Origin of the sequence: Accumulibacter sp., assembly GCF_036625275.1 — a bacterium.
Classification (GTDB): Bacteria; Pseudomonadota; Gammaproteobacteria; order Burkholderiales; family Rhodocyclaceae; genus Accumulibacter.
In genome coordinates this window covers 133,782-148,746 of record NZ_JAZKUD010000001.1, presented here as the reverse complement: position 1 = coordinate 148,746, position 14,965 = coordinate 133,782, and the positions used below count along the sequence as shown (strand labels likewise).

The window sequence follows — 14,965 nt, the reverse complement described above, 5'->3', positions numbered from 1 at the left end:
TTCTGGCAACCGGTCGGTCATGGTTCATCCCTCCCGTTTGCAGTTCAGCTCGGCAGCGGCGCGAACAGTGCAGCGATGTCGTCTCGGCCGAACTTGGCATCGACCCCGCGATCTGCCGAGAGAATCCGTTCGGCAAGTTCAGCCTTGCGCTCCTGGAGGGACAGGATCTTCTCCTCGATGCTGCCCGCAACGATCAACTTGTAGACGAAAACCGGCTTGTCCTGACCCAGACGATGCGCGCGGTCGGTGGCCTGGTTTTCCGCCGCGGGGTTCCACCAGGGATCGTAGTGGATGACGGTGTCGGCCGCCGTCAGATTCAGTCCGACACCACCGGCGCGCAGGCTGATCAGGAAGATCGGCACTTCGCCGGCCTGGAAGCGGCGCACCTGCTCCTCGCGGTCGCGGGTATCGCCGGTGAGAATCCCGTAGTCGAGGCCCAGCAGCTTCAGTTCCTTTTCTATCAGTGCCAGCATGCTGGTGAACTGTGAGAACAGCAGGATGCGCCGCCCTTCCTCGACCTGCTCCGGCAGCATCGTCATCAACAGATCGAGTTTGGCCCGCTCCTTGATTTTCTGGGCGGCCTTGGCCTTGACCAGACGCGGGTCACAGCACACCTGGCGCAGCTTCAGCAGAGCATCGAGGATGACGATCTGACTGCGGTTGAAGCCCTTGCTGGCAATCTCCTCGCGAACCTTCTCGTCCATCGCGACGCGCACGGTTTCGTAGAGGTCACGCTGGCTGCCGACCAGTTCGACCTTGCGCACAATGATCGTTTTCAGTGGCAACTCGCGCGCCACCTCTTCCTTCTTGCGACGCAGGATGAACGGGCGAACCCGGCGCGCCAGCAGGTTACGGCGCTGGGTATCGCCCTGTTTTTCGATCGGTGTCCGCCAATACTTGGTAAAGGTCTGGTTGTTGCCAAGAAACCCGGGCAGCAGGAAGTCGAACTGACTCCACAGCTCACCCAGATGATTTTCCAGGGGAGTGCCGGTCAAACAAAGGCGGTGCCGGGCGACGATCTTGCGCACCACTTCGGCACCCTGGCTGCGTGCGTTCTTGACTGTCTGCGCCTCGTCGAGAATCAGCAGATGGTAGCGGTGCCGGGTCAGTTCCGCTGCATCGCGCCAGAGCAGCGGGTAAGTGGTCAGCACCACGTCGTGCCGCGTGATTTCGGCAAAACGGCTCTTGCGCTCGGGGCCATGCAGCGACAGGATCGACAAACCCGGCGCAAAACGCGCCGCTTCGTTCTTCCAGTTGAAGATCAGCGAGGTCGGCAGGACGATCAGGGCCGGATGATCGAGCCGTCCGGCTTCCTTTTCGAGCAGCAGGTGCGCCAGCGTCTGGGCGGTCTTGCCAAGCCCCATGTCGTCCGCGAGGATGCCCGCGAGATTCTGTTCGCGCAGGAACTGCAACCAGGCCAGACCTTCGGTCTGGTAGTGACGCAGTTCCAGCCCCAATCCGGCAGGCGGATCGATGTGGCCGATTCCCTGCGCGGCCGTCAATTGCTCGGCGAGCGCCAGCACATCACCCTGCCCCTTGAACTGCCAGCGACTGCTGTCGTTGAGTTCCGCCAGGCGCGGTGCGTCGAAGCGCGACAGACGCAGGCTGTTGCCGCCAGGAAAGCCGTCGAAGAGATCGATCAGGGTTGCCGCCAGCGGCTTCAGACGCCAGGCTGGCGCACGCACGCGCAGGCTGCCCGGCGTCACCAGTTCGATCACCTCCTGGTCGGAAATTTGCGCCAGTTGACCGGCGTCGAGCCAGCGTGCGTCACGCCGGAACAGGGCGGCGAGCATCGGTGCCAACGGTAGACGTTCACCTTCGACGATGATGCCCATGTCGAGGTCGAACCAGCCACCCTCCGCCTCGACGAGATCCGCATCCCAGGCCTCGATATCGAACAGGCGATGGCGAAAATCCTCGGCGAACTCGACCTGCCAACCGGCAGCGCATAGACCCGCCAGCTCATCGCGCATGAAGAGAGGCCATACGCCCTCCTCAGCAAGGCCATAGGCATTATCCGGCGGCCGCCCGAAGGTGTGCAGCACGTAGCCTGCGATTTTCTCGAGGCCGGTGGCGGTCAACTCGTCCATCCACTGCTCTTCGAGCGCGCACCGACGTTCGACGCGAACCGTTTCGCCACTGGCCAGAATCGAGAAATCGCGCGCGTCGTCGGGGATGATCTCGACATCGGCATAGCGAAAAACCGGCAGGGCGACATCGAAAAGCCCGCCTCCGTAGTTCGCCGGATATTCTCGCCAACTGCGGTTGCCATGCGTCTTCAGGGTTTGCAGGCGCAGCACCGGCAACGGTTCGGCGATGACGCTGCGCATGTTGATGCGAGCATGTTCGGGGTCGCTCGGCAACTCCAGAGCCGATTCGGCCAAGGCTTCGCCGACCAGTGCTGCTGCCGTCGCCGACAGCGGCGGCAGCGAGAACAGGCGCGCGACGACCGCCGGATTACCACGCACCTGCAATGGACCGAGCTGATGCCTTTCAAGATCGACATACCATGGCGCTTGCAGGGGAACGACCAGGCTGGCTGCGGGTTCGGGCAGCAACACCGGTAGCTGACGCCCGTCGCCACTCGCTCGCCAGCCGACCGTGGCCGGACGCGCCGCCGCGAGCAGCAAGGGCAAGAAGTCATCCTTGCGGCACAGCCGACCGGTCTCTGCCATCAGTTGCAGCGCCTCGCCGCCGTGCCGGGGCGTCAGACCGAAGGCCCGCAAACCGGTGTCGAACGAACGGTCGGCCCACAACAGTCGGAGAATCGGACGATCGTCGTCGCTGACGAACCGTGGTGGCTTGCTGAGTGCGCGATCGATGCTCCACAGTTCGTCAGCACTTTCAGGATCGCGCCCCTTGCGCACGGTAACCCCGAAGCCACGCGCATCGGGTGTCCAGTGCAGGACGTAGAAAATCTGCTGGCGACTGCCGGCGTGATTGCGGTCCTTCTTGCTGACCGCCACGGCCACCCGACGCAACTCTTCGGTCCACGACAGTACGCCGGAATCGGCCTTGTCCGGCGAATCAGGGCCGGGGTCATCGATCGGCTTACGCAGCATGCGCACCCTGCTGGCAGTCAGAATCAGTCACGGAAATTGCCGTACTTGATCGGAAAATCGCTGATTGCCTTGGTGACCATGGCGATGCAGGCCTGCAGTTCATCGCGCTTGGCACCGCTGACACGCACTGCGTCGCCCTGGATCGAGGCCTGCACCTTGATTTTGGAATCCTTGATCAGTTTGACGATCTTCTTCGCCAACTCCGACTCGATGCCAATCCTGATTTTCAGTTCCTGCTTGACCTTGTTGCCGGAAATACGTTGCAGCGGCTGATCTTCCAGGCGCTTGGTACTTTCCTTCTCCTTCTTCTCCATCGCCGGAAAGAGCAGGTCCTTGATCTGGCCGAGCTGGAATTCCGAGTCGCCGTAAAGCGTAATGAGCTTGTCCTTCTCGTTCAGCTCCACCTTGGCACTCGTTCCCTTGAAGTCGTAACGATTGTCGATCGCTCGCGTCGTCACGTCGATCGCATTGTGCAGTGCAGCCATGTCGGCTTCTGAAGAAAAATCGAATGAAGGCATGGGGCATCCGGTTGAAGATTGGGATGGGCAGGCGGCAGTATTGGACAGCGCCGCCCTTATCCGAAGTGACAGACGTAGTGATAAGGCTCATCACAGGCGATTTCGAACGACGAGTCGCCCGGCACGGCAAATGACTCGCCGGCCGCATGCTCTCGCCACAGGCTCTCACCCTGAAGGCGAACACGGCATGAGCCGCCGACGCCCTCCATCACTTCCGGAGCCCCGGTGGTGAAAGTCAGGGTCGACGGCAGGATCACGCCAATGGTTTTGCGCGTCCCATCGGCCAAAAAGAGCGTGTGGCTGACACAGCGGCCTGCGAAATATACGTTGGCCCGTTTGACGACGCTGACATTGTCGAATTGCGACATGTTCACATTCTCCACATTTTTTCGAGGATGGTTTTGGTGATGAAGCCGATCATGCCGAACGACAGAACAAAGAAAAGCACGATCGTACCCATCTTTCCAGCTTTCGACTTCCAGGCGATCTCGCCGATGATGAAAAGCATGAAGAGCATGAAGGCGCCGACACCGAAGGTCATGCCAAAATCCGAAATCTGCTCTTCCGTCAACCCGAACATCGACGGATCCTCCCTCGCTCAGCTCTTGCGGCCCGCCAGATTGGCTGCGATACGCATGCGCAACGCGTTCAGTTTGATGAAACCACCGGCGTCCTTCTGGTCGTAGGCACCGGCGTCGTCCTCGAAAGTGGCGATGGTCGGATCGAACAGCGAATCGGTCTTCGAATCGCGGCCGACAACGATGACGTTGCCCTTGTAGAGCTTGACCCGCACCCAGCCATTCACCGACTTCTGCGTATGATCGATCAGCGTCTGCAGCGCCAGCCGTTCCGGGCTCCACCAGTAACCGTTGTAGATCAGGCTGGCGTAACGCGGCATCAGGTCATCCTTGAGATGCGCGACTTCGCGGTCGAGAGTGATCGATTCGATTGCCCGGTGCGCCGGCAGCAGGATCGTGCCGCCGGGAGTTTCGTAGCAACCACGCGACTTCATGCCGACGTAACGGTTTTCGACCAGGTCGATGCGGCCGATGCCGTGCTTGCCGCCGAGCTGGTTGAGCCGTTCCAGCAGCGCATCCGCCGGCAGGCGCTGGTCGTTGATCGCCACCAGATCGCCCTTCTCGAATTCGAGATCGAGATACTCGGCAGCGTCGGGCGCTGCTTCCGGTGACACCGTCCAGCGCCACATCGATTCCTCGGCTTCGGCCGCCGGGTCTTCGAGATGGCGACCTTCATAACTGATGTGCAGCAGGTTGGCGTCCATCGAATACGGCGAACCGCCCTGCCGGTGCTTCATTTCAACCGGTATGCCATGGCGCTCGGCATACGCCAGCAGTTTCTCGCGCGACAGCAGATCCCATTCGCGCCACGGCGCGATGATCCGGATATCCGGGCGCAGGGCGTAGGCGCCCAGTTCGAACCGAACCTGGTCGTTGCCCTTGCCGGTCGCGCCGTGTGCCACCGCCTCGGCGCCGGTCAGGTTGGCAATTTCGATCATCCGTTTGGCGATCAGCGGCCGCGCAATCGAGGTACCGAGCAGATACTCGCCTTCATAAAGGGTGTTGGCACGGAACATCGGAAAGACGTAGTCACGAACGAATTCCTCGCGCAGATCCTCGATGTAGATATTCTCTGGTGCAATGCCGAACTTCAGTGCTTTCGGACGCGCCGCTTCCAGTTCGTCGCCCTGACCGAGGTCGGCCGTGAAGGTCACGACCTCGCAGTGATAGGTATCCTGCAACCACTTCAGGATCACTGAAGTGTCGAGTCCGCCCGAATAGGCGAGGACGGCTTTCCTGATGTCGCTCATGAGTGCTCCCTGCTTGAATTGATTTTCGAAGCATCGCCGCCCAGCACCAGATACTCCAGCAATGCCTTCTGCGTATGCATGCGGTTCTCGGCCTCGTCCCAGACGACGCTGCGTGGCCCGTCAATGACTGCTGCAGCGACCTCCTCGCCGCGATGCACCGGCAGACAGTGCATGAACAGCGCCTCGGGACGCGCAACGCGCATCATCTCGGTATCGACCTGCCAGGCGGCGAAAGCGCGCCGACGCGCTTCATTCTCGGCCTCGAAACCCATCGAAGTCCACACATCGGTGGTCACCAGATCGGCCAGGCGCGCGGCGTCCATCGGATCGGCGAATTGTTCGAAGTGATCGCTGCCATGCAAGCCGGCCCGGTCGGCAGCCACCTCGTAGCCCGGCGGCGTCGACACCTGCACCTTGAAATCGAGCACCTCGGCGGCCTGCAACCAGGTATTGCAGACATTGTTCGAATCGCCGATCCAGGCGACGGTTTTCCCCTGAATCGGACCACGATGCTCAACGAAGGTGAAAATGTCGGCCAGAATCTGGCAAGGATGATACTCGTTGGTCAGGCCATTGATCACCGGCACCCGCGAGTGACCCGCAAAACGCTCGATCATCGCCTGCTCGAAAGTTCTGATCATCACCACGTCGCTCATGCGCGAGATCACCTGCGCCGCGTCTTCGACCGATTCACCGCGCTGCAACTGCGAGTCGCGGCTGTTGAGGTAGATCGCCGTACCACCGAGTTGCTGCATGCCGGCTTCGAACGACAGGCGGGTACGGGTGCTGGCCTTCTCGAAGATCATCACCAGCGTGCGATCGCTGAGTGGCCAGTACTTGCGATAGGCCTTGAATTCGGCCTTGATCCAGCGCGCGCGCTCCAAAAGATGATCAAACTCCGCACGCGTGAAGTCCTTGAACTGAAGAAAGTGTTTGATGCTGCTCATGGAGGTCTTCTCTAGGGAATTTCGAGAAAATCGCGAATCAGCCTGGCCAGTCGCGACACCAGCTCGTGCGCCTCGTCGGTACTGAAGGTCAGCGGAGGCAACAAACGTACCACCTTGTCGGCAGTGACGTTGATCAACAACCCGGCATCGAGAGCACGCATCACCAGTTCGCCGCAGGGGCGATCGAGCTCGATACCGATCATCAGCCCCTGGCCGCGGATCGTCACCAGGCCTGGGCAGCCGGCCAGCGCGCGCGTCAGGCCTGTACGGATGGCCGTACCCACAGCAAGCGCGTGGTCGATCAGACCTTCCTGCTCGATGACTTCGATGGTCGTCAGGGCGGCAGTCGTTGCCAACGGGTTGCCGCCGAAGGTCGAACCATGATTACCCGGCTTGAACAGGCCGCTCGCCTGCCTGGCAACCAGACAGGCGCCGATCGGCACGCCGCCGCCGAGGCCTTTGGCCAGGGTCACCACGTCAGGGCCAATGCCCGCATGCTGAAACGCAAACCAGCGCCCGGTACGACCCATGCCGCACTGCACCTCGTCGCAGATCAGCAGCCATTGCCGGTCGTCACAAAGCGCCCGCAGACCCCGCTGAAAATCAATGTCGGCGCTGTTGACGCCCCCCTCGCCCTGGACGATTTCCAGCATCACCGCAACGATATTCTTGTTGTATCGGGCAATGGCCCGAATTGCATCGAAATCGTTGTAGGGAACCCGCACAAAGCCCGACACCAGCGGCTCGAACCCCGCCTGCGCCTTGCGGTTGCCGGTCGCCGAAAGGGTCGCCATGGTGCGGCCGTGGAAAGCCTTCTCCATGACGATCGTTGCCGGCGCAGCGATGCCTTGCTGGTGACCATAGAGACGCGCCAGTTTGATCGCCACCTCGTTGGCTTCACAACCCGAATTACAGAAGAAGATCTCGTCCATCCCCGAAAGCGCGGCCAGTTTGTCGGCGAGCTGCTCCTGCTGCGGAATGCGGTAAAGATTCGACGAGTGCAGCAGACGCCCGGCCTGCGCCGCGATCGCTGCGACCAGTGCCGGATGGTTGTGCCCCAGAGTGTTGACGGCGATCCCCGCCAGGGCGTCGAGGTAGACCTTGCCATTGCTATCGGTCAACCAACTGCCCTGGCCATGGCTGAAGGCAACCGGCAAGCGGGAATAGGTATTCATCAGGTGCGACATGGACCACCCATTGCGGAGGCTTTTAAACTGAAACGGCGGCTTGCGCCGCCGGATAACGAGACACGCACTCGAACCCCAGACCTGTACGCTCCGACAGTTTTTGCAAAACCTGACATGCCGGAAGACAAGCCAACGATTCTACGGGAAAAGCATTCTCATGTATAGGACTGGCGTGCATGGAACGTCCACTCTCCATCGACTGGATTGATCGACCAGTGGTCAATGCGCCTGCAGAAAGGCCTCGAACTCGGCAAGCGGTAGCGGTCGGCTGAACAGGTAACCCTGGTAGGTGTGGCAACCCTGCGTCGCCAGAACGTCGCGCTGTTCGACACCCTCGACACCCTCGGCGATCACCTCCAGGCCGAGGTTGCTGGCCAGGGCGACGATGGTCCGTGCGATGGCCTCGTCGTTGGGATCGCTCAACAGGTCCCGCACGAATGACTGGTCGATCTTCAACTGGTCGAGCGGCAGTCGTTTCAGATAAGACAGTGACGAATAACCGGTGCCGAAGTCGTCGAGCGAGAAGCCGACGCCGTACTCTTTTAGCACCGTCATCTTGGCGATGATTTCCTGGACATTGTCCAGCAACATGCTCTCGGTGAGTTCCAGTTTGAGGTTGTGCGGATTGGCCGCCGTGCTCGCGAGAACCCCCAGCACCTGTTCGACAAAATTGGGCTGCCGTAGCTGACGCGCACTGACATTCACCGAGACCGCAAACTCTTCCCGTCCCGCCTGTGCCGCCCAGACTGTCGTCTGCGCACAGGCGGTCTCCAGCACCCACAGACCGAGCGGCAGGATCAGTCCGGTTTCCTCGGCGAGAGGAATGAACTCGGCAGGGGGCACCAGACCGCGTTTTGGATGCCGCCAGCGAACCAGCGCCTCGGCACCGACGACGCGGCCAGCCCGGTCAACCTGTGGCTGGTAACACAGGAAGAGTTCCTGCCTTTGCAGCGCTTCCCGGAGATCTCTCTCAAGGGCCGCCCTGGTGGTGACCACGGCCTGCATCTGGGGGTCAAAAAAGCGAAAGGTATTGCGACCGGTCGCCTTGGCATCGTACATGGCCAGATCGGCCCGCTTCATCAACTCGTCGATCGCATCCTGCTGGCCGCCAAACAGGGTGATGCCGACACTCGGCGTGTTGTGATACGCGGAACCGGCCAGGTCGTAGGGTCGGTTGAGTGCCGCAAGGATCTTCTCGCCGACGATCCGGCTCTGGGTAGCCGCTTCCTGCGGTCGCCTATCCAGACCGGTGAGCATCACCACGAACTCGTCGCCACCGAGACGGGCGACGAGTTCGTGGTCGCGAACGCAGGCCAACAATCGCTTGGCGACCTGCTGCAGCAGGTAATCCCCGATGTCGTGCCCGAGCGTGTCGTTGAGCGTCTTGAAATTGTCAAGATCAATGAACAGCAAGGCACCCTGGCGACCACTGCGTGCGCTCGCAGCCATGGCCGTCCGCAGGCGGTCCTGCAATAGACGGCGGTTCGGCAGGCGAGTCAGGGCATCATAAAAAGCCAGTTGCTGGATTTCTTCCTGGGTGGCCTTGTGCAGGCTGATGTCGGCCAGCGTTGAAACGTAATGCGTGACCCTGCCCTCGTTGTCGGTCACGGCGGAAATCGTCAGCCATTCCGGGAAGATTTCGGCGTTCTTGCGCCGGTTCCAGATCTCGCCTTGCCATGAACCCTGGCGTTCAAGACTCTGGTGCATCGCAGTATAAAAAGCGGCGTCGTGGCGCCCGGAACTAAGCAGCTTGGGGGTCTGGCCGACGCATTCTTCGGCGCTGTAGCCGGTAATCTCGGTGAACGCCTGGTTGACCCGCAGGATCACCCCGGCGGCGTCGGTGATGAACATGCCCTGCTGCGACTCGAAAGCGGTCGCAGCAATTCGCTCCCACTGTTCGGCCTGCTTCCGATCAGTGATGTCGTGTGCGATAACGACGATACGAACCACTTGGCCATCCTTGTCCTGGATCACTTTGCCGGCCGACGCCATGTGCCGAACACTGCCGTCGTGTCGCATCAGGCGATACTCGATCTCCTGCCCAACGCCGGTTTGCACCGTCTCGCTAAAAACCCGCCGTACCCGCTCGCGATCCTCGGGATGGACGTCGGCGAACGAATCGGTCCCGGGCAGTTGCCGCGCATCGCCGAAGAATTGACGATATGAAGGACTGTTGTACACGCGCCGTCCCTGCAGATCCAGAACGGCAATATGTTCGCCGATACTCTCGGCGATCAGCCGGAAAAACTCTTGCTGCTCGCGCAGGACGGTTTCCATTTCCCTTCTCGCCGTAACGTCCTGCTCGAAATCGGCTGCACGTGCCTGTAATTCCCTGTTGCGTTGGGCAAGATCGCTGCTCAGGCGACGCAGCTCATCGATCCGCTGCTGATACGAGCGAATCAGGAAGACGATCAGCAGTAGCACGACGGCACCGCCAATCTGCACCCAGCCAGACATCCATGCCAACGTGTCAGGCATGTCAGACCTCGGTTGCTTCAGAGACTTCCCGGAAAAACCGGTAGCAGTTACGACCGGCCGTCTTGGCGTGATACATGGCAATGTCGGCATTCTTCAACAACTGGCTGACGTCTTCACCGTGCTGTGGATAGACCGCGATGCCGATGCTCCCCGAGAGGCTGACGTGATGAGGACCGATGAGAAACGGACGGTCGAGAGCGGCCAGCAGCTTTCCAGCCACGACCACGGCATCGCCAGCCTTTTCGATTTGCGCCAGCAGAATGACGAATTCATCACCACCGAGGCGTGCAACGGTATCCGAGTCCCTGGGTACGCAAGCCTGCAGACGGAGCGCGACTTCCTTGAGCAGGAGATCGCCGATGTCATGACCGAGGGTGTCGTTAACCGGTTTGAACCGGTCGAGATCGATAAACATCAGAGCCACTGTACCGCGGTCTCGCCGGGCCTGCGCCAGCGCCTGGAAGAGGCGATCGCTGAGCAGGTTGCGGTTCGGCAGGTCAGTCAACTGGTCATGGTGAGCGAGATGTTGAACGCGCGCCTCGTTCGCCTTACGTTCGGAAATATCCTGTTTGATGGCAACGAAATGCTGAATTCTGCCGTTGCTGTCGGTGACCGGGGAGATGGTCAGCGCCTCGGCATAGAGACTCCCATCCTTGCGGCGGTTGATCAGTTCGCCAGACCACACCCGGCCGGCCAGAATGGTTTCCCACATACGCTGGTAGAATTGCTGATCCTGCTTCCCGGAATTGAGCATTTCGCCGGGGTGGCGGCCCACGGTTTCTGCCAGCGAAAACCCGGTCATACGGGTGAATGCCGGGTTGGCCCATTCGATCGTCGAATGAATATCGGTGATCAGGATGCCGTTGGCCACGGAATTGAGTGCAGCCCTGAAAAGACTGAGGCGCGATTCGAGTCTCTGGCGAACCAGCGCATGCCGAATGGCACGACCGAGTGCATCGTGCTGAAACTGGCCCTTGACCAGATAGTCTTGCGCACCGGCCTGCAGCGCCTCCTCGGCAAGTCGATGGTTGTCCTGACCGGTGAGAACAATGATCGGCACCTCGGGCGCCACGGCCCGCATTGCCTCTACCGTCTCCAGTCCCGCGGAATCCGGCAGTGACAGATCGAGCAGGATGACATCCGGCTTGCTGGCAGTGGCGGCAACGACCCCTTGCGCAAGCGTCGGCGCCCAGACAACCGGATCCCGGTCGCCAACACGTCTGATGCCGGCCAGGCGGACATTGACCTGGATCAGGCCCAGATCACCGGGATCGTCTTCGACCACCAGAATCGAAATCCGTCTTCGAGCTGACTCACTCATCCATTGTTCTCCGTCCGTTCTCCACCTCGCCCGGTTCAGCCATCATTGAAGCGCCATGGTGTGGCAAGGGCCATCGTTTTAACCAGACCTCCTTGCGCCATTGAACTTGGGCACCACCAGGACAGAACAGCTTCGGCATGACTCGTTCATCGACAAGCTGGCCGGACCTGCGAGGCCCAGTAATCGCTCAAGCGCCGGATATCATTGATGAACACATCGACATCCGGCGACTTGGCGATGTAGCCGGCAGCACCGAGACGGTAGGCAGCGAGCACATCGCGTTCAACCTGCGAGGTGCTCAGTACGACCACCGGAATGTCGCGCAGATCAGCATCCTGCTTGACGACGGCAAGGAACTCCCGGCCGTCCATTCGCGGCATGTTGAGATCGATCAGAATCAGGTCAGGGCGACTTGCCTGGGCAAAACGCGGCCCCTGGCGCCGCAGATACTCGAGCGCCTCACGGCCATCGACGACATGCTGCAAATCGGCGGCAATGCAGCTTTCGCTCAATGCCAGCTTGAGCAGATGGGCATCGGCCGGTTCGTCCTCGGCCATCAGGATCAAAAAGTTACGTGAGTTCTGTACCGTTCGGCTCATGTTTGACGTTTCATCGAATTCAAATACGCTGCTACCGGATGACCTGTCACCGTCAGACCGCGCTGCCTGCCAGTGGGGGTGGCTGGTCGCCTGCCGGCAATTCCAGAACCAGTCGACAGCCGCCACCGGGAGTCTCTTCCAGCCAGGCATTGCCGCCGGCACTTTCGCTGATGCGGCGCAGAATGGCCAGACCGACACCCGTTCCGCCGCTGTTCGACGAGAGTCGTTCAAAGATACGGAAAACGCGCCGACGATACTCCTCTTCGACACCCGGACCATTGTCACTGATGGCGTACCGCACCCACTCGCCGAATCGCTCGCCGCGGATGTCGATCTGCAAGGGCCGTTCGCCGCGACCATGCCGCAAGGCGTTCTCGAGCGCGATCCGGAACAGGTCGGCCAGGCGTGGCGCATCGATCAGCGTGGCTGGCAAGGGACCAACCGTGATCTTGGCACCCGCCTCGGCAATCGGCGCGGCGAGGGTAGCCAGCAGCGCCGCCAGCATTTCCTCGACCGCGCAGGATTCGACCCTGGCACGCGGCTGGTCAGCGGCCAGATAGCGTTCCACGTCACGCAGCAAGTCCTGCAATCGGGCAGCCTGCTGACTGATGAAGTCCAGCGATGCGCGCACCTCGTCATCGTCGATACGGCCGGCGAGTTGGGAGCGCAAGCGGCCGGCGTAGCTGGCAACCCGGCGCGCCGGCTCCTGCAGGTGATGCGCAGTCACCTCGGCAAAACGCTGCAGGTCGGCCGTTCGCTGCGCTACCCGCTGCTCAAGGGTCCGTTCATGCGCCTTTGACACGGCCACCAGTTTTGCCTTCCAGGCCGTCTGCCACGCCAGTAACAGGCACAGCAGCAGGGCCACGGCGGACTTCCACCAGAGCCCGGAGCCAGCATGCCAGCCCGCAACCGGAGCGATGCTCAGTGTCCAGCGGGCGTTCGGCACGGATAGCATTCTGTCCACCGGATCCAGCGGCGCGATCGTCGACGCGCTGATCACCTGCTTGTCGCCACTGTCCGGATGCCGGCGCGACAGTTCATAAGCATAACCACGCTCCGATAGCTCGTGCAACTGTGCGGGTGCCAGTGCCGCGGGAAAAGCGATCAGGACAATGGCGAATCCCCAGAACGCTTCCTTACCCGATTCTTGGTCGAGAAACACCGGCAGACGGCCGGCCGCCCCCCGCCCGCCCTGACGCAGATCGAAGGGGCCGGCCAGCATCAACTGGCCGCTGTTGCGGGCGAGCAGGGCTTCCTTGTCGCGCTCCGGATCGTGTAACAGATCGTGGCCAATCGCCTGCTCGTTACCCGCCAGCGGCACCACCTGCCGAATGACACCGCCGGGCGCCAGTTGCAGTGCCGCAGCGCCGGGGTAAAAGCGCAGCAACTGACCTGCCGTTCGCTCGAAATCGGGGATGATTCCCTTGCCTTGCTGCAACATTGCCGCCAAAGTATAGGTCGCGGACAGTACATGATCGATGCTGGTCTGGATCGTGTAGGCGCGCTCGGCGGCCAGAATGGCCGCCAGGTGGCGCGCCTGGTGCAGGCGATACGCCTCCAGGCGCCAGATCAGCCCCGCCGCCAGAACCACCGAAGAGACGAACACCAGGACGGCCACATGCGCCGGTCGCGAGAGCCACTTGCCACCGGCTTTAGCCGACCCTGGCCGACGCGGACTGCAGGTGGGCCCAGGCAGTGTCATGCGTTCTCCAGCGGCAGGGGCAATGACACGCAGAAGCGACTCCCCCGTCCTTCTCCCGCCGATTCGGCCCAGATTCGCCCACCATGATGCTCGGCGATCTTTCGGCACAGGGCCAACCCGACCCCACTGCCGTCAAAAGCGGCGCGACTGTGCAAGCGCTGGAAAACCTGAAAAAGCCTGGCGATCTGCCCAGGATGAATGCCGATGCCGTTGTCGGCGATACAAATGAACCAGTTCCCTGCAGACACCTTGCTAAAAACCGAGATCTCCAATACCTGACCGACATTTCGGAACTTGGCCGCGTTGCCAATCAGGTTCTGCAGCAGCCGCAAAATCTCGTCGGGACTGACGAAGACACGCGGCCACTGGCCGCCAATGCGCAGGTTCGCCTGCGCTTCGAGCAGTGCTGGTTGCAGAAAGAGTAGCGCGTCATCGAGGATCAATCGGCTTTCGAGCCACTCCGGCGGTTCGCCCAGGCGACCGACGCGCGAATACTCGAGCAGGTCGACGAGCATCCGGTCAAGGCGCTTGGCACCGTTGATGGCAAAATTGAAGTAGGCACGCTGCTCGCTGCCAAGTTGGTCGGCGAGACTGACCCCGAGCAGTTGCATATAACTCGAAATCATTCGCAAGGGCTGGCGCAGGTCGTGTGAAATGGCGTAGCTGAACTGCTCCAGTTCGGCATTCGAGCGTTTGAGCTGATTCACCTTTTGCTCGAGGTCCTGCTGCAGGATCTCATGTTCGCGCATCAGCCGATAGGTGCGGATGGCGGAATAGACCTGTACGAAGATTTGGTTGGCGCTCAGTTCCGACTTGAGCCGGTAGCCATCGATCTCATAGCCGCTGATCACCTCCCGCTGCGGAGCATAGCCCGGCTGACCGGTGATCAGGACGATCTGGACGCTGCGGTTGCTCAACTCATCACGGATGTGGCGCACCAGATCCAGGCCGGCTTGATCGGACTCCATCACCACATCCAGCAGGATCAGGGCGATGTCCGGGTGGGCAACGATCGCTGCCTTTGCCTCGCTGGCCGACAGGGCATCGAGCAGGAGCAGGCGACGGCCTTCGATCAGTACACCGTGCAGGGTCAGGTGGAGGACGGCATGCACATCCTCCTGGTCATCCACCAGCAACACCTTCCATGGGCCGTCGACCGATGCCGCGTCGACCTGGCCGGGTTCCGGGGCAAACGAGGCAGCCAGCAGGTCATGCTCCTCGCTCCGGTTACTGTTCATCTTGGAACCTCGTTGGTCATCATGTTGCCCTTCCGTCGATCGCAGAGGGATTGGCAAGGCCCATCCAGGCAAACAGGAAGCCCTG

12 protein-coding genes are annotated in these 14,965 nt (G+C 61.2%); all 12 read right to left on the bottom strand.

Annotated features, from left to right (window positions below; translation table 11 throughout):
* Positions 1 to 44: 44 nt before the first annotated feature.
* The gene (locus V5B39_RS00710) at positions 45 to 3,062 is read right to left on the bottom strand and encodes a DEAD/DEAH box helicase (protein WP_332340620.1); all 3,018 of its coding nucleotides are present in this window, start codon (positions 3,060 to 3,062) and stop codon (positions 45 to 47) included.
* 23 nt (positions 3,063 to 3,085) lie between these two features.
* Positions 3,086 to 3,580 carry a YajQ family cyclic di-GMP-binding protein gene (locus V5B39_RS00705; protein ID WP_332340619.1) on the bottom strand — a complete coding sequence of 165 codons (495 nt, stop codon included), beginning with the start codon at positions 3,578 to 3,580 and terminating at the stop codon, positions 3,086 to 3,088.
* Positions 3,581 to 3,636: 56 nt separating this feature from the next.
* Complete coding sequence (locus V5B39_RS00700; protein WP_332340618.1) at positions 3,637 to 3,948, bottom strand: pyrimidine/purine nucleoside phosphorylase; 312 nt, start codon at positions 3,946 to 3,948, stop codon at positions 3,637 to 3,639.
* Between the two features lie 2 nt (positions 3,949 to 3,950).
* Positions 3,951 to 4,160 (bottom strand): DUF2788 domain-containing protein, encoded by a 210-nt coding sequence (locus V5B39_RS00695; protein WP_332340616.1) that lies wholly within the window; start codon positions 4,158 to 4,160, stop codon positions 3,951 to 3,953.
* Positions 4,161 to 4,178: 18 nt separating this feature from the next.
* Positions 4,179 to 5,408, bottom strand: a complete 1,230-nt coding sequence (locus V5B39_RS00690; RefSeq protein ID WP_332340614.1) for an argininosuccinate synthase — start codon at positions 5,406 to 5,408, stop codon at positions 4,179 to 4,181.
* Positions 5,405 to 6,355 (bottom strand): ornithine carbamoyltransferase, encoded by a 951-nt coding sequence (gene argF, locus V5B39_RS00685; protein WP_332340612.1) that lies wholly within the window; start codon positions 6,353 to 6,355, stop codon positions 5,405 to 5,407. The genes V5B39_RS00690 and argF overlap by 4 nt, the downstream gene beginning before the upstream one ends.
* Before the next feature lie 11 nt (positions 6,356 to 6,366).
* Positions 6,367 to 7,542, bottom strand: a complete 1,176-nt coding sequence (locus V5B39_RS00680; protein WP_332340610.1) for an aspartate aminotransferase family protein — start codon at positions 7,540 to 7,542, stop codon at positions 6,367 to 6,369.
* Positions 7,543 to 7,761: 219 nt separating this feature from the next.
* Positions 7,762 to 10,020 carry a putative bifunctional diguanylate cyclase/phosphodiesterase gene (locus tag V5B39_RS00675; RefSeq protein WP_332340608.1) on the bottom strand — a complete coding sequence of 753 codons (2,259 nt, stop codon included), beginning with the start codon at positions 10,018 to 10,020 and terminating at the stop codon, positions 7,762 to 7,764.
* A gap of 1 nt (position 10,021) precedes the next feature.
* A complete protein-coding gene (locus tag V5B39_RS00670; RefSeq protein ID WP_332340606.1) occupies positions 10,022 to 11,341 on the bottom strand; it encodes a diguanylate cyclase domain-containing protein in 1,320 nt (439 codons plus the stop codon).
* Between the two features lie 146 nt (positions 11,342 to 11,487).
* Complete coding sequence (locus tag V5B39_RS00665; protein ID WP_332340605.1) at positions 11,488 to 11,940, bottom strand: response regulator; 453 nt, start codon at positions 11,938 to 11,940, stop codon at positions 11,488 to 11,490.
* A gap of 52 nt (positions 11,941 to 11,992) precedes the next feature.
* Positions 11,993 to 13,642, bottom strand: a complete 1,650-nt coding sequence (locus V5B39_RS00660) for a sensor histidine kinase (RefSeq protein ID WP_332340603.1) — start codon at positions 13,640 to 13,642, stop codon at positions 11,993 to 11,995.
* Positions 13,639 to 14,880 carry a sensor histidine kinase gene (locus tag V5B39_RS00655; protein ID WP_332340601.1) on the bottom strand — a complete coding sequence of 414 codons (1,242 nt, stop codon included), beginning with the start codon at positions 14,878 to 14,880 and terminating at the stop codon, positions 13,639 to 13,641. The genes V5B39_RS00660 and V5B39_RS00655 overlap by 4 nt, the downstream gene beginning before the upstream one ends.
* Between the last annotated feature and the right edge of the window lie 85 nt (positions 14,881 to 14,965).

Excerpts from the sequence above, each read along its gene's own strand:
- V5B39_RS00710 (WP_332340620.1), bottom strand. The coding sequence starts at position 3,062 with ATGCTGCGTAAGCCGATCGATGACCCCGGCCCTGATTCGCCGGACAAG.
- V5B39_RS00665 (WP_332340605.1), bottom strand. The coding sequence starts at position 11,940 with ATGAGCCGAACGGTACAGAACTCACGTAACTTTTTGATCCTGATGGCC.
- V5B39_RS00660 (WP_332340603.1), bottom strand. The coding sequence starts at position 13,642 with ATGACACTGCCTGGGCCCACCTGCAGTCCGCGTCGGCCAGGGTCGGCT.
- V5B39_RS00690 (WP_332340614.1), bottom strand. The coding sequence starts at position 5,408 with ATGAGCGACATCAGGAAAGCCGTCCTCGCCTATTCGGGCGGACTCGAC.
- V5B39_RS00700 (WP_332340618.1), bottom strand. The coding sequence starts at position 3,948 with ATGTCGCAATTCGACAATGTCAGCGTCGTCAAACGGGCCAACGTATAT.
- V5B39_RS00680 (WP_332340610.1), bottom strand. The coding sequence starts at position 7,542 with ATGTCGCACCTGATGAATACCTATTCCCGCTTGCCGGTTGCCTTCAGC.
- V5B39_RS00675 (WP_332340608.1), bottom strand. The coding sequence starts at position 10,020 with ATGCCTGACACGTTGGCATGGATGTCTGGCTGGGTGCAGATTGGCGGT.
- V5B39_RS00695 (WP_332340616.1), bottom strand. The coding sequence starts at position 4,160 with ATGTTCGGGTTGACGGAAGAGCAGATTTCGGATTTTGGCATGACCTTC.
- V5B39_RS00655 (WP_332340601.1), bottom strand. The coding sequence starts at position 14,880 with ATGAACAGTAACCGGAGCGAGGAGCATGACCTGCTGGCTGCCTCGTTT.
- V5B39_RS00670 (WP_332340606.1), bottom strand. The coding sequence starts at position 11,341 with ATGAGTGAGTCAGCTCGAAGACGGATTTCGATTCTGGTGGTCGAAGAC.
- argF (WP_332340612.1), bottom strand. The coding sequence starts at position 6,355 with ATGAGCAGCATCAAACACTTTCTTCAGTTCAAGGACTTCACGCGTGCG.
- V5B39_RS00705 (WP_332340619.1), bottom strand. The coding sequence starts at position 3,580 with ATGCCTTCATTCGATTTTTCTTCAGAAGCCGACATGGCTGCACTGCAC.